This is a genomic window from Halomicrobium zhouii (genome assembly GCF_900114435.1).
GTDB lineage: Archaea > Halobacteriota > Halobacteria > Halobacteriales > Haloarculaceae > Halomicrobium > Halomicrobium zhouii.
Map to the genome: position 1 here is coordinate 591,835 of NZ_FOZK01000003.1, position 16,877 is coordinate 608,711.

Below are 16,877 nucleotides of genomic sequence, written 5' to 3' on the forward strand. Positions count from 1 at the left end.
GAGTTACCAGAACTTCAGGTTGGACTTGACTGCCTCCCGCTTGAGCTCCTGAATGTGCTCGGTGAGCGGGATGTCTTTCGGACAGACCTCGGTACAGGAGAACTGGGTCTGGCAGCGCCAGACGCCGTGTTCCTGTTCGACGATCTTCAGCCGGTCCTCCTTGCGGATCTCGCCTTCGCGTTCGTCCATGGCGAAGCGGTAGGCCATGTTGATCGCGGCCGGGCCGAGGTACTGGTTGTCCTCGGCGGCGATGTTGCAGGAGGACATGCAGGCGCCACACCAGATACACCGCGTGGACATCTTCACCTTCTCGCGGTTCTCGGGCGTCTGGCGCTGGGTCTCGTCGTCCTCGGGGAGTTCGTCGGCGTCGAAGTACGGCTCGACCGAGTCCATCTGGTCGTAGAAGTGCTCCATGTCGACGACCAGGTCCTTGACGACGTCCTGGTGAGGGAGCGGTTCGACGCGGACCGTTTCCGAATCGAGGTCGGCGATTTGCGTCTGGCACGCCAGCCGCTGGCGACCGTTGATGAATAGCGCGTCGGAGCCACAGACGGCCTGTCGACAGGAGTGGCGGAACGTGAGCGACGAGTCGTAGGTATCGCGCGCGTAGATGAGCGCATCGAGGACGGTCATCCCCTTGAAGAAGGGGACGTGGAAGTCGTCGAAGCGTGGTTCCTGCTTGCCCTCGACCTCGGGGTCGTAGCGGAACACCTTGATCTGGACCGTCTCCTCCTCGTCGAGCGTCTCTTCGGCCTCCGCCCGCTCGGCCTCGCGCTCGGTCGCGCGCTCTTGCTTCTCGCGGCGACGGCGGTCACCGGGCGATTCGACGGCCGACTCCGTCTCCGTCGCGGCGGCCTCTGACTCTTCGATCTCTGTCTCGGATTCGGGTTCTGTTTGCGTGCTCATTGTTTAGACGAGATTCGTCATGGCGATAGCGACGCGGGTCCCCTGGGCGATCAGTAGCAGGCTGGCTAGGACGAGCAGCCACTTGACTGCGTTCTTCCGGGTTCCCTCCAGGCCCTGGTTGATCAGCGCGTTGTAGACGCCGTTGACGCCGTGGAACGTCGCGGTGACCAGGAACAGCCACATCGTCGCGAAGTAGCCGAACTGGCTCATCCGAGCTTGCGTGCCCATGAACGTGATCTCCGAGGCGTGGTTCACGAAGTGCAACAGGAAGAAGTGGAAGGCGAGAACGCCGATCAGGAAGACGGCGGTGACCCGCTGGAGCAGCCAGCGCGTGCCGCCGCGCTGGAACGAGGAGTAGTGTTCTGCCATCTACGCGAGCACCCCCCCGATGAACGTGGGCACGCTCGCGACGGTGATGGCGCCGGTCAGGACCAGCGACGCGTAGAAGCTGCGGTCCTGGGCCTCCAGGCCGACGCCGAGGTCGACGAACAGGAGGCGCACGCCGTTGAGGATGTGGAACACCGCGACGGCGAGCAGGCCGACTTCCAGGAACCGGACGATAACGAGCGCCTCCAGCCCCTGCAACGTGTCGGTGTACACCGCCGGGTCGCTGGCGGTCGCGGTACTCAGGACCGCGATGTGCGTAAAGAGGTAGCCGATGAGTACCCAGCCGGTGAACTTGTGGAAGATCCACGCCCACATCCCGGCCGAGAACTCACGCCACCGCCCGAAGTCCTCGATAAAGCCGCGGTCGTACGAGTGGCTCATACAGTTGGGGGTTGGAGCGGTGATAAATAGAAGTTTCCTTAAAGGGGCGTGAGTTTTCGGACGAGGTGGACAAAGTAGTGTTTTCTGGCCTGCATTTCGAACGAATCGACGACGCAGTGGGATAACCTATCGGCGGTCTCAGCAGTCGCTCGACCCGTCGCCGGCCACGCGCACGACGTCGGTGAACTCGAAGCGCGCACCGCCCGCGCCGTGGCGCTGGCCAGACGCAAGCTCGGTCCGGCCGCCGGAGTCGCCGCCGTCCGCGGCGTCCGTTACCGCGACCGACCAGTTGTGGGCTTCCGCGATGTTCCGGACGATAGGGAGACCGAACCCGGTTCCGCCCTCGCTGGTCGAGAACCCGCGATCGAACACCTCCTCGCGCGCGTCGGTCGGGATCCCGGGGCCGTCGTCGGCGACGTAGAAACCGTCTGCCAGGTCACCGACGGTCACGGAGACGCCTGATCCGGCGTGCTCCACCGCGTTCCGGTAGACGTTTTCGAACAGTCGGCTGAGCCGGTCCGGATCCGCGCGGATCGTCTGGGTCGCCGGTACGTCGAGGCTGGCGTCGGCCGTTTCGACGGCGCGCCAGGCGTCGCGGGCGACCGTCTCGACGTCGACCGGGTCCGGCGACGCAACCGTCTGGCCCTGGATGACGAACGTGCGGAGCTTCGAGATCATCGTCGACATCCGGTCGAGGGCGGCCTCGGCCTTCTCCGCAGTGGGGTCGTCGTATTCCTCCCGAAACATCCCGACGCAGGACGTCGCCACGCTCAGCGGATTCCGCAGGTCGTGGGCGAGCACCTCCGTGAACTCTTCGAGGCGCTCGTTCTGCCGTTCGAGTTCCCGCTCGTAGACCAGCCGGTCGGTGACGTCCATCGTCACCCCGACGATGCCGACGACGTCGCCGTTCGCGTCGTACCGCGGCGCCTTCGTCGTCGACGTGAAGATCGTCTCGCCGAGGTTGGTCGTCGACTCGACGACGTCGTCGACCACCGACTCCTCTGACTCCATGACCGCCCGGTCCTGGGCGACCGCCCCTTCGGCCAGATCCGGGTCGTAGAGGTCGAAGTCCGTCTTGCCGACGATATCCGCCGGGTGAACGTGCCGTTTCCCCTCCGGGCCCGTGATGTAGCTGTCCGGGTCCGAACAGAGCATGGCGGCGCTCACGCGCTCGTGGCGGCTCCGCCGGTCCTTGAAGTAGATGGACATCGGGATGTTGTCGAGCAGGGACTCGAGCATCTCCCGCTCGCGTTCGAGTTCCGCGTCGCGGCGGACGGAGTCCGTGACGTCCCGGAGCGCGCCGACGAGCCTCCGGTCGTCGCGTCCCTCGCCGACCGTCCACTCGCTCTCGACGACGACCGCGTCGGCCTCGGTTCCGGCCGCGTTCCCGTCGGTTCGATCGAGGTCGAACCGGACCCTGATGGGGTCGTCGACGCCCGCCGCGTCGTCGGCGTTCGCCAGCGCCTCGGTCACCCGTTCACGGTCGCTGGCGGCGACGAAGTCGGGAAAGCGCGAGCCCACGAGCGACCCCGACCCGGCGCCGAACAGGCGTTCCATCGCCGGGTTCGCGTAGGTGATCGTTCCGTCCCGGATGACGCAGTGCGCGGTAGCGCTCCGCTCGATAGCGTCCCGCGGTGGGGGCGAGCTCTCCGAGGTCATATCCGTCACGTCTGGATCGGAACGAATAGTTATTTCGACTACACGACGTGCGGGTTCGCTGGCCGTCACTCGCCACGGGAACGACTCACCGAAGAGTGGCAGCGTCGAACGGCGAGTCGGCCAGTAGTGTCGGTCGTCGCTGAAAGGAGGTGCAACCGACAGTATCAGTCCCCGTCGCTCACGCCGCCGTTGCGCGCGAGTGCTCGCTGTGTCCGCTCGTCGAGTTCCACAAGGTGACAGATCGGGTTCCCGGGGTAGACGAGCGGGTTCTCGAGGCTCCCGACGAGGAGGCCCGGGAACGGCGCCTCGACGGTCGTCGTCTCCGTCTTGAAGGGGTTCGTGATCGTACAGATTGGGTCACCCTCCGGGACGAACGCGCCGCGCGCGTGGTGCATCTCGACGAGCCCACCGACGTCGGCGCGGATCCACGTCTTCTCGTCCTGACCGTCGACGACCGTCCGCCAGCCGGGCCAGTGGACCGACTCGTCCGGGTCGAGTCCGAACTCGGCCATGACCGACCGGACGCCGTCGAGGGCGCGGTCGATGAGGTCGCGCTGGAACCGGTGGGCCTCCCCCATCTCGACGGTGATGGTCGGAACGGCCTGGTCCGAGGCCTCGCGGCGCAGGGTCCCCGACGGACCCGAAGAGGAGATGATGACGTTCGAGGCGAACGAGTTGGCCAGGCGCGAGACGTCGGGGTCGTCCATGTCCGCGCGGACGTGGAGCATGTTCGTCCGGCCGCGCGTGGAGGTGTGGAAGTCCAGGCCGATGTCACAGGGCTCGACGAAGTTGTGGAAGATGCGGTGGGCCATCCGCCTGGCGCTCGTCGACGTCTCGTGGCCCGGGAACGACCGGTTCAGGTCCCGGTCGTAGATCGGCAAGTAGCGTTGCTGGGCGATGAACCCGGGGACGTTCAGCACGGGCAGGCAGACGAGCGTGCCCTCGAGTCCCGCGTGGTCCCACTCGTGGGCCACCTCGCGGACGACCTCGACGCCGTTGAGCTCGTCGCCGTGGGCGGCCGCCGAGAGGAACATCGTCGGGCCCGGCTGCTCGCCGTTGACGATGGTGACTGGCATCCGCACCGGGTCCCCCATGTACGTCTCGCTTATCGTGTACCGGACGTTCTGCGTCTCGCCCGGGTCCACCCGGCCACCGTCGTAGGTGAACGGGTCGGCCTCGCTCATAGCGCCACAAAGACGTGGAGGACATTAACCTGTGGGACACGACGGCGTGATAGTGATTGTTGTCGCTGTTTACCGGCTATCAGCTCCCTCGTTCGGATTATCGCGGGTCAGAGATCAGAACAATCGCCGTGAGTCGACCGTCACCAATTTGTGGTGGCCAGCGGTAATTACCGTATGAGCGCTTCTGACGACATCACTGTCGGTGTTTTGAGCCTACACAACAGCAAGGAGACGAAGGCAATCCTCAACGCGGCCGAGGACCTGGGCTACGACACAGAGTGGCTCCGTACCGAGAACACGGCCGTCGACGTCACCGCCGGGAGCGCCGCGCTGGAACCGGACGTGGACGTCATCGCCAATCGCATGCTGCTGTCGAACGACGAACAGCCCATCGAGGGGCTCGGCCTCGCCCTGACGCTGGAACGGCTCCAGCCGATGCTGAATCCGCCGCGGGCCGTCGCGACGGCGCTCCACAAGTTCGCGACGGCGGCCGCCCTCATCGAGGCGGACGTCCAGGTTCCGGACGCGCTGCTCGCGCTCTCGGGCGACCGGCTCAACGCGGGCCGCGAGCGCTTCGGTGAGAGCGCCGTCTACAAGACCGCCATCGGCACCCACGGCGGCGGGACGTGGATGGTCGACCTCGACGAACCGCTGAACCCGCAGGTCGGGCAACGACACGCCTTCCTGCAGAAGTTCATCGACCGCGACGAGACCCAGCACCACGACCTGCGCGTCTACGTCGTCGACGGCCAGGTCATCGGCGCGATGAACCGCTACGCGCCGGAGGGCGACTGGCGGACGAACGTCGCCCTCGGCGGCGCCGTCGAGGACATGAGCGAGGACCTCCCGAGCGAAGTGGCCGAAATCGCCAGGCGGTCGGCCGAGGTCGTCGGCCTCGACTACGCCGGCGTCGACGTCGTCGAGGGCGAGGACGGCTACTACGTCCTCGAGGTGAACCCGACGGCAGGATTCAAGGGATTCTTCGAGGCGACCGGTATCAGCCCCGCGCCCTACATCGCCAAGCTCGCCATCGAGCGCGCCGGCGGCGAGGTCGACGACGAGGACGTCCGGCGGATCTCCCAGCACCTCGACGACTCGCGGCCGTCGAGCATGCCAGCGAAGGACAAGGTCCAGAAGTCGGAGAACGTCTCCGTCGGCTACATCGAGGAAGTCATCGTCTCCGGCACGCGCGGGTCCGAGACGGTGCTGGCCAAGTCCGACACCGGCGCGACGCGGACGAGCATCGACACGGAACTGGCGGCCGGCATCGGGACGGGTCCGATCAAGGACATCGTCCGCGTGAAGTCCGGGAGTTCCAAGAGCGGTCGGTCCCGTCCGGTCGTCGACATCGTCGTCGGCGTCGGCGGCACCCAGCACACCGTCACCGCCAGCATCGAGGACCGCGACCACATGGACTACCCGCTCCTGCTGGGCCGGGACATCCTCAAGCACTACCAGGTCGACGTGACGCGCCGCGCGGACGAGGAGAGCGTCCCCGAGTCCGAAGAGGAAGAAGAAGCACTGGAGTAAGCGCGGTCCGACGCACAGTCCGGTAGAGAAGCAATTTTGCCGGCACTCAGGCCGGAATGGCGTCGTCACAGGAGACGTCGCCCAGGTCCTCGTCCGGTTCGTCGACCGGTTCGGCCGGGACGCCGACGACCGTCGTTCCGGGTGCGACGTCGTCGACGACGACCGCTCCCGCACCGATGGTCGCTTCCGTCCCGACGGTGATGTCGCCGATGAGCGTCGAGTCCGCGCCCAGCGTGACGCCGTCGCAAACCGTCGGGTGGCGCTTCTCGGGGTTCGAGGACTTGCCGCCGAGCGTGACGCCGTGGTACATCTGGACGTCGTCGCCGACGACGCTCGTCTCGCCGATGACCGTGCCCATCCCGTGGTCGATGAACACACGGTCCCCAAGCGTCGCGCCGGGGTGTATCTCGACGCCGGTGGCGAACCGGGCGAAGTGGGCGATCAGTCGGGCGGTGAGGGTGTGTCCCCGGTTCCAGGCGGCGTGGGCGACGCGGTGGATCCAGACGGCGTGGAGACCGGAGTAGGTCAGCAGGACCGCCAGCGGGCTCGTGGCGGCAGGGTCGTTTTCCGTGGCGGTTCGAACGTCCGTTTTGAGTCGGTCGAACATCGATTGTGGTGGTGTGAGTCGGGTACCGTGGATAGTGACGAAGGCGATACGGGCGCGGAGAAGAGCGGACGTTCACCGACAACAGCCGGCCGACGCGGCGTCGGCTGGCTGGACGGCGGTGCGGTCGGACGGTGACGCGCGCCCGTGGGACATGATCAGAAGTCAACGCTGGACGACCTTAAAGGCAGTCGATGCGTCCGGCGCCGCCGGTCGGACCGAGAGAGTTTCCTGCCTCGGTCCCCTGTTCCCACTACTCGAATGATCGACGACGCGAAACCAGTACTGCGGGAGGACCCCGTGATGGCCGAACTGCTCGAGGAACACGACCCCTACGCCGAGGCGGACTGGACCGAGTTCGAGCGGCTGTGCGTCTCCATCATCAACCAGCAGCTCTCGACGGCGTCGGCGGCGGCCGTCAAGGAGCGCGTGTTCGACCTGCTCGACGAGGACGTGACGCCCGAAGCCGTCCTCGAGGCCGACGAGGACGCCCTCGGTGAGGCCGGCCTCTCCGGGATGAAGATAGAGTACATGCGCAACGCCGCCGAAGCGTTCCAGGAGAACGACCTCACGCGAGCGGGACTGGCAGACCACACGCCCGACGAGGTGATCGACGAGCTGACCGAGATCAAGGGCGTCGGCGAGTGGACCGCCCGGATGTACATGATGTTCGTCCTGGAACACGAGGACGTCCTCCCGCTGGGCGACCTGGCGATACGGCGCGGGATCGAACAGCTGTACGGCGACGGCGAGGAGGAGCTGACCCGGGAGGAGATGCGCGAGATCGCCGAAGCGTGGCGGCCCTACCGGTCGGTCGCGGCGCGGTACATCTGGGCGGCCTACGAGTCGGACTAGCCGGTAGCGGAGAGCGACCCGTCGGCGGCGCGACGGAACGGCCGCTCAGACCATCCCCTTGCCGAGCAACTCGCGGGCGACGATGTTCTTCTGTATCTCGCTCGTCCCCTCGTAGATCTGGGTGATCTTGGCGTCGCGGTAGAGGCGTTCGACGTCGAAGTCGTCGACGTAGCCCGCGCCACCGTGGATCTGGAGGGCTTCGTCGGCGACGTCGACGGCGACCTGCGAGGCGAACTCCTTGGCCATCGAGGCGAGCATCGTCAGGTCGTCGTCCGAATAATCGACGCTCCAGGCGGACCTGTAGGTGAGCAGCCTGGCGGCCTCCGTCCGGGTGTGCATCTCCGCGAGTTTGTGCTGGATGGCCTGGAACTCGCTGATGGACCGGCCGAACTGCTCGCGCTCCTGGGCGTACTCCAGCGCGCGCTCGGCGGCACCCTTCGCGATGCCGACGGCCTGGGCGGCGACGCCGGTCCGGGTCTCGTCGAAGAACTGCATCAACTGGAGGAAGCCGGCCCCCGGCGTGCCGATCAGGTTCTCCTCGGGCACGCGGACGCCGTCGAAGACGAGTTCGGCCGTGTCGGAGGCCCGGATCCCCATCTTGCCGGTGATCTTCTCGGCCTCGAAGCCGTCGCGATCCGACTCGACGACGATCTGTGAGAAGCCGTTGTACCGGCCCTCGGCGTCCGGGTCGGTCTGGCAGAGGACGACGAAGAAGTCGCCGACGGAGCCGTTCGTGATCCACATCTTGGATCCGTCGATCACCCACTCGTCTCCCTCCTTCTCCGCGGCCGTCGACACCGAGGAGACGTCCGACCCGGCGTGGGGCTCGGAGATCGCGGCGCCCATGACGGCCTCGCCGGTCGCGACGGGTTCGAGGAAGCGTTCCTTCTGGTCCTCCGTCCCGAAGCCGATGATCGCGTCCGAGCCGAACGCCGCGGACTGGACGCACAGCCCGATGCCGGGGTCGACGGCAAACAGTTCCTCGGCGATTATCGCGTTGGTGAGCGTGTCGTAGCCGACGCCGCCGTACTCGACCGGGATGTTCGCGCCGGTCAGTCCGAGTTCAGCGGCCTGATCGACGATGTCTCGAGGATACGTCTCCCCCCGGTCGTGCTCCCGTGCGACGGGGGCGATCTCGTTCTCCGCGAAGCGGCGGACCTCCTCGCGCACCTGCCGTTGTTCGTCAGAGAGAGCGAACTCCATGTGGTCTTTGTTATCGATGCCCAGGCATAATGGTTTTTAATCTTGAATAAACTCGATCGTTGTTGTTTCCCGAGAGAAACGTTGAAACGGCTCCCGGGAGTGGAAATCAGTGACATGGACTTCGAGGACATCGACACCGTCGCGGTACTCGGCGCCGGTAACATGGGACACGGCATCACCGAGGTGGCGGCGCTGGCCGGCTACGACGTCCGGATGCGCGACATCGAGGACGAGTTCGTCCAGGACGGCTACGACAGCATCGAGTGGTCCCTCGACAAACTGGCCGAGAAGGACCAGATCACCGAGGAGGAGGCCGAGGCGGCCCTCGACCGGGTGACGCCACTGGTCGACCTGGAAGAAGCTGTCGGCGACGCCGACGTCGTCGTCGAGGCCGTCCCCGAGAAGATGGAGATCAAGAAAGACGTCTACACCGACGTCGAGGAACACGCTCCCGACGAGGCCATCTTCGCGACCAACACTTCCAGTCTCTCTATCACCGAACTTTCGGAAGTCACAGAGCGCCCCGAGCAGTTCTGCGGCATGCACTTTTTCAACCCGCCGGTCCGGATGCAGCTCGTCGAGGTCATCTCCGGCGCCCACACGAGCGACGAGACGCTCGACGCCGTCGAGGAACTCGCCGAGGCGTTCGGCAAGACGCCGGTCCGCGTCCGCAAGGACTCGCCCGGCTTCATCGTCAACCGCATCGCCGTCCCGCAGATGAACGAGGCCGCGTGGCTCGTCTCCGAGGACGAGGCGACGATCGCCGAGGTCGACGCGACGACGAAACACGACATGGGCCTGCCGATGGGCGCGTTCGAGCTCTCCGATTACGTCGGTCTCGACGTCTCCTTCGACGTTCTCGAGTACGTTAACGGCGAGCTGGGCCGCGCTTACGAGCCCTGTCCACTGCTCCGGGAGAAGGTCGAGGCAGAGGAGTTCGGCACGAAGAGCGGGAAAGGCTTCTACGACTACGACGGGGGCGAGGGCGTCCAGATCCCCCGCGACGAGGGCCGCGAAGACCTCCAGTCGCTGTTCGTCGCCGTGACCGCCAACGAGGTCGCGAAGCTGGTCGACGAGGACGTCGCCGACCCCGCAGAGATAGACGAGGCGGTCATGCTCGGCCTCGGCTGGCCGCAAGGACCCGCGAAGATGGCCGACGAGCACGGCCTGGCTGACCTCGTCGAGACGCTCGATGAGTGGCACGAGCGACACGATCACCCGCGCTACGAGGCCGCCGACTACCTGCGCGAAGTCGCCGAGTCGGGCGGCTTCTACGGGACCGAGGAGTCCGGAGGCCGAGACCGCGAGTTCGAGACCATCACCGTCTCCGTCGAAGAACGCGTCGGACGGGTAGAGATCGACCGTCCCCACCGGATGAACACCATCACGCTGGAGATGCTCGACGAGATCGACGCCGCGATAGACGAGTTCGAGGCCGACGAGGACGTCCGCGCGGTCCTCCTGACCGGCGCCGGCGACCGGGCCTTCTCGGCCGGGTTCGACGCCTCGACCGCTGCGGCCGGGAGCGGCATCGAGGCCCAGGAACTGTCCCGGAAGGGCCAGCAGACGTTCGGTCGGTTCGAGGAGTGCCCGAAGCCCGTCGTCGCGGCGATCGACGGCTACTGCCTCGGCGGCGGCATGGAACTCGCGACCGCCGCCGACATACGGATCGCGAGCGAGCGCGCGCAGTTCGGCCAGCCCGAGCACAACCTCGGCCTCTTGCCCGGCTGGGGTGGCACCCAGCGGCTCCGCGCCATCGTCGGCGAGGGACGGGCCAAGGAGATCATCTTCACGGCGCGCCGGGACTACGACCCCGAGACGATGTACGACTACGACTTCGTCAACGAGGTCGTCGCGAACGACGAGTTCGAAGCCCGCGTCGCGGAGCTGACCAGCGACCTGGCCGCCGGCCCGCCGGTCGCCCAGAAGTTCACCAAGATGGCGATGCACGCCGGCCGGGACGACACCGACGCCGGGCTCGAAGTCGAGAACTTCGCCTTCGGTCATCTGTTCACCACCGACGACATGTGGGAGGGGATGGCCGCGTTCCAGGAGGACCGCGAACCCGAGTTCGAAGGGAAGTGAGGCGAGCGTAGCGACCCGAGAACGCCGTCGTTAAGACCCGCCCTCGCACAGGTTGCGGTATGGAGGCCACGCGACTCGCCCCGTCCGTCGGTATCGTCGCCTCGGCGCTCGTCCTCTTCGTGCTGACGATTCCGTACGCGCTCGTCGACGCCGGGAGCGCTGTCGCCACGTACTACGCCAGCGGCGCCGTCAACCCACTCGTCGTCGGGCTGTTCGCACTCGTCGCCGTCATGGTCTTCGCCGCCGGCCGGCAGGGCCGGTCACCGCCCGACCTGGTCGCCGGCGCAGCGCTGGTCCTCGGGCTGTTCATGTTCGTCATCTCGCTGCTGTGGGCCGTCACTCTCCCCGGGAACCCGCTCCTGGAGTTCTCGATGTCCACGATACTCGAGTACCACCGGACAGCGCTCGTCCTGACGAGTCTGGGAGTGCCGGTGAGCGCTGTCTGGTACGCCCGCGCGCTACGGATTTTCTGAATACGTCGATTCGTGATCAGTACAGTGTGTAGGGGTATCGTTTGGTAGGTTTCGAACTGGTGACGCGACTGGTAACGACAACACCTCGAAAGCCCTCGGCGCGCTCGACTCGTGCGAACCCGCTGTGCGCGCTCGTGCCTCGCGTGCTTGCGGGTTCGGACGTCGTCGACCGCACCTCGCCCTTTCAGTCCTCCAGGCACAGCCTCGCTCGCGCGATAAAACGCGCTCGCGATTGGGACCACCAAACCTCCCCGGTCGCGCCTGGCGGCGCGACACGCTTCCTGCCCGCTCCGCACCCGCCCGGCCGGGAGCGAGTAGCCGAGCGAAAGCGAGGCTCTCGCGGCCATGGGAAGGGCAGGGCTGCGGTGCCTGGCTGACTGAAAGGGCGAGCGCCGCGAGGGCTTTCTGGGTGTTAGCGGTCTTGTTTCTTCCATCGAGATCGCGACGAACCACCCACTCAGTACACAGGTGTACGTTCCATCCTACGGCGGAACGGAGTCACGCAATAGAGAATCCCTAAAACGCCCGTTCAGGGCGGAGTTGAACCAGAGACCAGCGAGAGTCGCGTTCGCGACCGTCCAGCGCGGGAGGTGTGGCATCGGTCCACACGAGTGAACGTTAGTTATTCTGTCTCCCTGTACTAAACAAACGGCCACAAACGCCGATAAACCGTACAAAACGTTCTGCACTCGTATCGACCAATTCGAACAGAACCGAACGTCCGACCGGGTTTATCTCCCATCCTCGCTCACGAACCGAGTGCAATGTTCGCCAACCGAACCCTGCTGACGATCGCGGTCGCGGCGGCGGTGCTCCTCGCGGGCACGGCGCCCGCGGCCGCCCAGACGAGTGGTACAGCCAGCCAGACGTTCACGGCGACCGTCGAGGTGACCGAGGACGCGACCATCGTCACCGTCGAGGAGAACGGCTCCGCCGCGGCGGACGTGGACGTCCACGTCGACTCGGTCGGTGACGCGTCCTACAGCGGCGACGGCACGCACACGACGGACGCGGACGGGCAGGTCGTGTTGGCCCACCCGGACGCGGAGACGACCGTCGAACTGACCGTCGAGTCCGACGACGCCCGCGCGAACGGGACGGTCGTCCTGGACCCCGACCCGGCAGTCGAGGGCGAGGCGACCATCACGCTCTCGGCCACGTCGGCGGGTGAGGTCGCGAGCGAGGCCGGCGACGAGACCGAAACGAACGAGTCGAACGAGTCGGACGAGGCGACTGAATCGAACGAGTCTAGCACCGAGAGCGACGACGGCGACGACCGCCAGTCCAGCGGTGAGTCCGACGACCGGTCCGCGGCAGAGAGCCAGGGCGGCTTCGGCGCCCAGATCTCCGCCTTCGTCGGCTCCATCGTCGACGCCAGCGCGTCCATCGGCCAGGACGTCTCGGCGTTCGCACAGGAGAACAACCCCGCGGCGAACGACGACCGACCGGGCGCGAACGCGTCCGCTGACGTCCGCGCGAACGCTTCGGCTGACGCCGGTGTAGACGCCGGCAACGCCTCGGCTGACGCTGGTGTGGACGCCGGTAACGCTTCGGCTGACGCCGGTGTGGACGCGAGCGCGAACGGTGACGCCGATGCCGACGCCGACGCGGACGCCTCGGTCGAGTCGGACAGTACGGTCGACGCCAACACGACGAACGGGACCGTGAACGCCAGCGGCAACGTCAGCGCCTCCGGGAACGCCGACGCCGGGCTGTTCGGTCTCCTGTAAGGAGTCACCTGTAGCCCGAAGTCCCCCTCTCGGTCTGTTTTTTCGACGCGAGCGACCGCGCTCGCGCTACTCGGACGTGACCGAACTCGACGAGTGTCGCCGAACGGAACTGAGAGAGCGTCTGCTACGTGACTTCGACTCCGAGCGTGAGGTGAGGGGACGTGAGAACGAGCGTTACCGCTCGGACGGAGGTGAACCCGAACTACGCCAGCTCGCGCTCGAAGACGTCACGAAGTTCGGCGATTGCAGCCGCGTCGTAAGCCAGCGATTCGCCGTTGACGGTCACGTCGAGCGTACCGGAGTCGTCGGCCTCGCCCAGGTCGTACACCGGCGCGACGCCGTCGAAGGCCTGCCGGACAGCCTGCGGATCCGTCGTCTCGACGATCACGCGCCCGGCCTGTTCGCCGAACAGCAACTCGGCGGCGCTCCCTTTGTTCGGCGCGTCGATGGCGACGTCCGCGCCGGCGCCCTCGGTGACCATCTCCGCCAGTCCGACGGCGAGCCCGCCGTGGCTCAGGTCGTGGGTCGCCAGCGTGTTCGCCTCGTTCGCGACGTCGGCGATAGTGGCGACGAGGCCGGCAGGGTCCGCGGGCAGTTCCGGGAAGCGATCCGTCCCGCCGAACTGGGCGAGGTACTCGGACCCACCGAGGCGGGGTTCGGCGTCGCCCTCGAGCGCGCGAGCGGCGACCAGCAGGAGCGTTCCCTCACCGGAGAGGCCCATCGGGGGTGCGTCGTACCCCTGCTTCGTCCCGGCGAGCGCGAGCGTCGGCGTCGGCGGGATGGGACCGGCGACGGAGTCGTTGTACAGCGAGACGTTACCACCCACGACAGGGACGTCGAGCGTCGAGCACATGTCCGCCAGGCCGTCGACGATGTCCTTGAACGCGCCGTACACTTCCGGTTTCTCGGGGTTGCCGCCGTTGAGGCAGTCGACGGCGGCCAGCGGCTCGGCGCCCTTCGCGGCGACGTTCGTCGCGTTCTCCAGTGCGACGGCGCGGGCGCCCTCGTACGGCGCGGCGTCGGTCCAGTTAGGGTCGGCACCGGAGGAGAAGGCGAGCCCAGTGTTGGCCTCCCGAACCGCGAGCACGGCCGCATCGTCGCCCGGCAGCACCGACGTCCGGACCTGGACCTCATGGTCGTACTGTCGGTACACCCAGCGCTTGGAGGCGGTGTTGGGACTGCCGACGACGGCCTCGAACGCTTCCGTGAGGTCGACGTCCTCCGGCAGGTCGCGCTCCTGTTCCGCCGGTTCGACCATCGGGAGGTCGTTCATCGGGGCACCTTCACCGAGGAAGTGGGCGTCGACGTCGACGACCGTCTCGCCCTCGAACGTACACCGGTAGGTGCCGTCGGTGACCTCGCCGATGACCGAACAGCCCAGGTCGAAGCGCTCGGCGACTTCGCGCACGCGGTCGACATTCTCCGGTTCGACCTCGTAACACATCCGCTCCTGGCTCTCGGCGAGCAGGTACTCCATGGCGTTCATGTTCGGCTCCCGTTCGTGGACGTTCGAGAGCTCGATATCGGCGCCGAGGCCGCCCTTGGCGACCATCTCGGAGCTCGCGCCGCCGAGGCCCGCGGCGCCGAGGTCACGGGCCGACTCGACCAGGTCCTCGTCGAGGAGCGCCTCGTTGGCCTCGACGAGGAGTTTCTCGGTGTAGGGGTCCCCGACCTGGACGGCCGGGCGGTCCTCCGTCTCTGCGTCTTCGGCGAGGTCCTCGCTGGCGAAGGACGCCCCGCCGAGGCCGTCACGCCCCGTCGAGTTGCCGACGAGGACGAGCTTGTTGCCGGGCTCCTGGGCCTCGGCCGTGACCATGCGCTCGGGGTCGTCGATGAGACCGATGCAGGCCACGTTGACGAGGGGGTTCCCCTCGTAATCGTCGTGGAAGGCGGTGCTTCCCGTCACCGTCGGGACGCCGATGCAGTTGCCGTAGTGGCTGATCCCCTCGACGACGCCCTCCATGAGGTAGCGAGAGTGTTCACGGTCGAAGTCGCCGAAGTACAGCGAGTCCGCGAGCGCGATGGGGTAGGCGCCCATCGACAGCGTGTCGCGGACGATGCCGCCGACGCCCGTCGCTGCGCCGTCGAACGGGTCGACGTAGGAGGGGTGGTTGTGGCTCTCGACTCCCATCGTGATGTACGTCTCGCCGTCCCCGTCGCCGTGGTCCGGGAGGGCGACGACGGCGGCGTCGTCCCCGGGCCCGACGACGACCTGGTCGCCCTCGGAGTCGAAGGCCGAGAGCAGCGGCCGCGAGGACCGGTAGGCACAGTGCTCGCTCCAGAGGTTCTCGAAGAGAGCCGCCTCGGCGGGCGTCGGCTCCCGGCCGAGTTCGGCTACCACGAGGTCGTGGTCTGCGTCGGACAGGCTCATTACCTGCCCGTCGCCACCGGCCGGCTAAATCGCTTTCCATGCGGGGTTGTACCCGCTGCCCTCAGTGACGGAACGTCGCTCTGACGAGCGTGCCACGTGTCCTCGCTGGCTCCGCCCCGGGATCCGGAATCCCTGTCTGGGCACCCCACCGTTCCGCCCTGACCTGACGTCGTAAGAGAATGTTATCGCAGGGTAAGAAACAGTTAAACCGCAGTACGGCAAACCGATGGCAACGCTACGATGTCGGACGTTCCCCGCCGCGATCCGGCTGCCCTCCTCGCAGACCCCCGCATCAACTCCGAACAGTTACGTCTCTACGACGACCCCGACGGCTGTCCGGTGCTCGTCGTGGGATGCGTCCACGACCATCCGGCGAGCACGTTCCGGGCCCGCGCACTCGTCGAATCACTCCGACCGGACGTCGTCGGCGTCGAACTGCCCCGCCTCGCACTCCCCCTGTTCGAACGCGTCGGTCGCGATGCGAACGGCGACGCTTCCACCGGTGGCGAGATGAGCGCCGCCCTCGCCGCGGCGGCGAACACCGGCGCGGACCGAACCGGAATCGACACGCTCGGTCCGCGGTTCGCCAGGTCGCTCCTGTCCGAACTCCGCCGGGAATCGGCGTCGCTCGACACCCTCGAACGGGTTCTGGGCTCCGTTTCGGACGTCGCCGGTCACGCGCTCTCCTGTCGCCTCTCGGCCGCGCTGGGCCGGTTCGGGACGGCAGCTCCCGTCAACGACCGCGCGAACGAACACGACATCGGACGGGACGCGACGCCGTCGATGCAGGCCGAGGACGAACACCGACAGCTCACGCGGAGTCTCTCTGTGCTGCGAGCGTTCGAACAACCTCTCGCCAACGACGTCGTCGACGCGGCCCGCGAGGAGACCATGGTCGCGAGCCTGGCCGACGTCCGCCAGCGGGGCAGCGTCGTCGCGGTCGTGGGGTTCGACCACCTCTCCGGGATGACGAAGCTACTCGACGCCCGGGGCTGGACACGATACGATCCGGACGCCGAATCGCTGGAGCGGTTCCTGCACTGACCTCTCGTCTCCGAACCGCCCGTGACGACGGCCAGACGACGACGGCCGGACGACGACGGCCCGATCCCGTCGCAGTGTGTGAGAAACGACTGCATAACTCAAGTACTTCCATCTCCTAGCCGCAGGTGATGACCTCAAACGACGACGCCCCCAGCGGACCCGGGGCCCCAGTCCGTCAGTCGGAGAGCGGCGACAGCTACGTCGCCTACGAGACCGAGGACGGCGCCTTCGTCATCCGCGACGAGTCCCAGCCCGAGGCGTGGATCCGCTCGGACACGGTGGTGGGCCTCTCCGCGGACGGCGCGTGACGGGCCGGGCGTTCCTGCCCGCTCACGACGCAGTAAGGCCCTTTCTTCCGCTGGTTTCGACGTTGTTACTGGCGATCTAGTTGCGAGTGCCCGATCACCAGCCCAGTAATCTCGGTTTCGCCCGATAGCAGCCGTCTTAGAGGCATCTGACGGGCGT

The 16,877-nt window shown here is 67.0% G+C and carries 15 protein-coding genes; 7 read left to right on the plus strand and 8 right to left on the minus strand.

Annotated features, from left to right (window positions below; all coding sequences use genetic code 11):
- Nucleotides 1-3: 3 nt before the first annotated feature.
- The 5 genes from BM337_RS16665 to BM337_RS16685 form a co-directional block, all read right to left on the minus strand.
- Complete coding sequence (locus BM337_RS16665) at nt 4-906, minus strand: succinate dehydrogenase/fumarate reductase iron-sulfur subunit (RefSeq protein WP_089817986.1); 903 nt, start codon at nt 904-906, stop codon at nt 4-6.
- 3 nt (nt 907-909) lie between these two features.
- Nucleotides 910-1,275, minus strand: coding sequence for a succinate dehydrogenase hydrophobic membrane anchor subunit (locus tag BM337_RS16670; RefSeq protein ID WP_089817988.1), 366 nt, complete (start codon nt 1,273-1,275; stop codon nt 910-912).
- The gene (gene sdhC, locus BM337_RS16675; protein WP_089817990.1) at nt 1,276-1,674 is read right to left on the minus strand and encodes a succinate dehydrogenase, cytochrome b556 subunit; all 399 of its coding nucleotides are present in this window, start codon (nt 1,672-1,674) and stop codon (nt 1,276-1,278) included.
- A 138-nt stretch (nt 1,675-1,812) separates the two neighbouring features.
- Complete coding sequence (locus BM337_RS16680) at nt 1,813-3,333, minus strand: sensor histidine kinase (protein ID WP_089817992.1); 1,521 nt, start codon at nt 3,331-3,333, stop codon at nt 1,813-1,815.
- 164 nt (nt 3,334-3,497) lie between these two features.
- A complete protein-coding gene (locus BM337_RS16685) occupies nt 3,498-4,517 on the minus strand; it encodes a succinylglutamate desuccinylase/aspartoacylase family protein (protein ID WP_089817994.1) in 1,020 nt (339 codons plus the stop codon).
- 174 nt (nt 4,518-4,691) lie between these two features.
- Between BM337_RS16685 and BM337_RS16690 the strand changes: the two genes are divergently transcribed.
- On the plus strand, nt 4,692-6,047 hold the full coding sequence (locus BM337_RS16690; protein ID WP_089817996.1) for an ATP-grasp domain-containing protein: 1,356 nt from the start codon (nt 4,692-4,694) through the stop codon (nt 6,045-6,047).
- 46 nt (nt 6,048-6,093) lie between these two features.
- Here BM337_RS16690 and cysE read toward each other — a convergent pair whose 3' ends face one another.
- On the minus strand, nt 6,094-6,654 hold the full coding sequence (cysE, locus tag BM337_RS16695) for a serine O-acetyltransferase (RefSeq protein WP_089817998.1): 561 nt from the start codon (nt 6,652-6,654) through the stop codon (nt 6,094-6,096).
- 258 nt (nt 6,655-6,912) lie between these two features.
- On the opposite strand from cysE, the gene BM337_RS16700 reads away from it, so the two are divergent.
- Complete coding sequence (locus tag BM337_RS16700) at nt 6,913-7,506, plus strand: DNA-3-methyladenine glycosylase family protein (protein ID WP_089818000.1); 594 nt, start codon at nt 6,913-6,915, stop codon at nt 7,504-7,506.
- A 45-nt stretch (nt 7,507-7,551) separates the two neighbouring features.
- Here BM337_RS16700 and BM337_RS16705 read toward each other — a convergent pair whose 3' ends face one another.
- A complete protein-coding gene (locus BM337_RS16705; protein WP_089818002.1) occupies nt 7,552-8,709 on the minus strand; it encodes an acyl-CoA dehydrogenase family protein in 1,158 nt (385 codons plus the stop codon).
- 114 nt (nt 8,710-8,823) lie between these two features.
- On the opposite strand from BM337_RS16705, the gene BM337_RS16710 reads away from it, so the two are divergent.
- The 3 genes from BM337_RS16710 to BM337_RS16720 all read left to right on the plus strand — a co-directional run bounded on the left by BM337_RS16710 (nt 8,824) and on the right by BM337_RS16720 (nt 12,997).
- Complete coding sequence (locus BM337_RS16710) at nt 8,824-10,794, plus strand: 3-hydroxyacyl-CoA dehydrogenase/enoyl-CoA hydratase family protein (RefSeq protein ID WP_089818005.1); 1,971 nt, start codon at nt 8,824-8,826, stop codon at nt 10,792-10,794.
- Nucleotides 10,795-10,853: 59 nt separating this feature from the next.
- A complete protein-coding gene (locus BM337_RS16715) occupies nt 10,854-11,267 on the plus strand; it encodes a DUF7548 family protein (protein ID WP_089818007.1) in 414 nt (137 codons plus the stop codon).
- A gap of 764 nt (nt 11,268-12,031) precedes the next feature.
- Nucleotides 12,032-12,997, plus strand: coding sequence for a hypothetical protein (locus BM337_RS16720; RefSeq protein WP_089818009.1), 966 nt, complete (start codon nt 12,032-12,034; stop codon nt 12,995-12,997).
- 202 nt (nt 12,998-13,199) lie between these two features.
- Here BM337_RS16720 and purL read toward each other — a convergent pair whose 3' ends face one another.
- Nucleotides 13,200-15,368, minus strand: a complete 2,169-nt coding sequence (gene purL, locus BM337_RS16725) for a phosphoribosylformylglycinamidine synthase subunit PurL (protein WP_089818010.1) — start codon at nt 15,366-15,368, stop codon at nt 13,200-13,202.
- A 240-nt stretch (nt 15,369-15,608) separates the two neighbouring features.
- Between purL and BM337_RS16730 the strand changes: the two genes are divergently transcribed.
- Nucleotides 15,609-16,412 carry a hypothetical protein gene (locus BM337_RS16730; protein WP_089818011.1) on the plus strand — a complete coding sequence of 268 codons (804 nt, stop codon included), beginning with the start codon at nt 15,609-15,611 and terminating at the stop codon, nt 16,410-16,412.
- 128 nt (nt 16,413-16,540) lie between these two features.
- Nucleotides 16,541-16,720, plus strand: a complete 180-nt coding sequence (locus tag BM337_RS16735; protein ID WP_089818013.1) for a DUF7331 family protein — start codon at nt 16,541-16,543, stop codon at nt 16,718-16,720.
- The last annotated feature ends 157 nt before the right edge of the window (nt 16,721-16,877 follow it).

What these genes read in the sequence shown, in the direction of transcription:
- BM337_RS16715 (WP_089818007.1), top strand. Translation starts at nt 10,854, where the DNA reads ATGGAGGCCACGCGACTCGCCCCGTCCGTCGGTATCGTCGCCTCGGCG.
- BM337_RS16730 (WP_089818011.1), top strand. Translation starts at nt 15,609, where the DNA reads ATGTCGGACGTTCCCCGCCGCGATCCGGCTGCCCTCCTCGCAGACCCC.
- BM337_RS16690 (WP_089817996.1), top strand. Translation starts at nt 4,692, where the DNA reads ATGAGCGCTTCTGACGACATCACTGTCGGTGTTTTGAGCCTACACAAC.
- BM337_RS16705 (WP_089818002.1), bottom strand. Translation starts at nt 8,709, where the DNA reads ATGGAGTTCGCTCTCTCTGACGAACAACGGCAGGTGCGCGAGGAGGTC.
- BM337_RS16680 (WP_089817992.1), bottom strand. Translation starts at nt 3,333, where the DNA reads ATGACCTCGGAGAGCTCGCCCCCACCGCGGGACGCTATCGAGCGGAGC.
- BM337_RS16700 (WP_089818000.1), top strand. Translation starts at nt 6,913, where the DNA reads ATGATCGACGACGCGAAACCAGTACTGCGGGAGGACCCCGTGATGGCC.
- BM337_RS16710 (WP_089818005.1), top strand. Translation starts at nt 8,824, where the DNA reads ATGGACTTCGAGGACATCGACACCGTCGCGGTACTCGGCGCCGGTAAC.
- cysE (WP_089817998.1), bottom strand. Translation starts at nt 6,654, where the DNA reads ATGTTCGACCGACTCAAAACGGACGTTCGAACCGCCACGGAAAACGAC.
- BM337_RS16670 (WP_089817988.1), bottom strand. Translation starts at nt 1,275, where the DNA reads ATGGCAGAACACTACTCCTCGTTCCAGCGCGGCGGCACGCGCTGGCTG.
- BM337_RS16665 (WP_089817986.1), bottom strand. Translation starts at nt 906, where the DNA reads ATGAGCACGCAAACAGAACCCGAATCCGAGACAGAGATCGAAGAGTCA.
- sdhC (WP_089817990.1), bottom strand. Translation starts at nt 1,674, where the DNA reads ATGAGCCACTCGTACGACCGCGGCTTTATCGAGGACTTCGGGCGGTGG.
- BM337_RS16685 (WP_089817994.1), bottom strand. Translation starts at nt 4,517, where the DNA reads ATGAGCGAGGCCGACCCGTTCACCTACGACGGTGGCCGGGTGGACCCG.
- BM337_RS16735 (WP_089818013.1), top strand. Translation starts at nt 16,541, where the DNA reads ATGACCTCAAACGACGACGCCCCCAGCGGACCCGGGGCCCCAGTCCGT.
- BM337_RS16720 (WP_089818009.1), top strand. Translation starts at nt 12,032, where the DNA reads ATGTTCGCCAACCGAACCCTGCTGACGATCGCGGTCGCGGCGGCGGTG.
- purL (WP_089818010.1), bottom strand. Translation starts at nt 15,368, where the DNA reads ATGAGCCTGTCCGACGCAGACCACGACCTCGTGGTAGCCGAACTCGGC.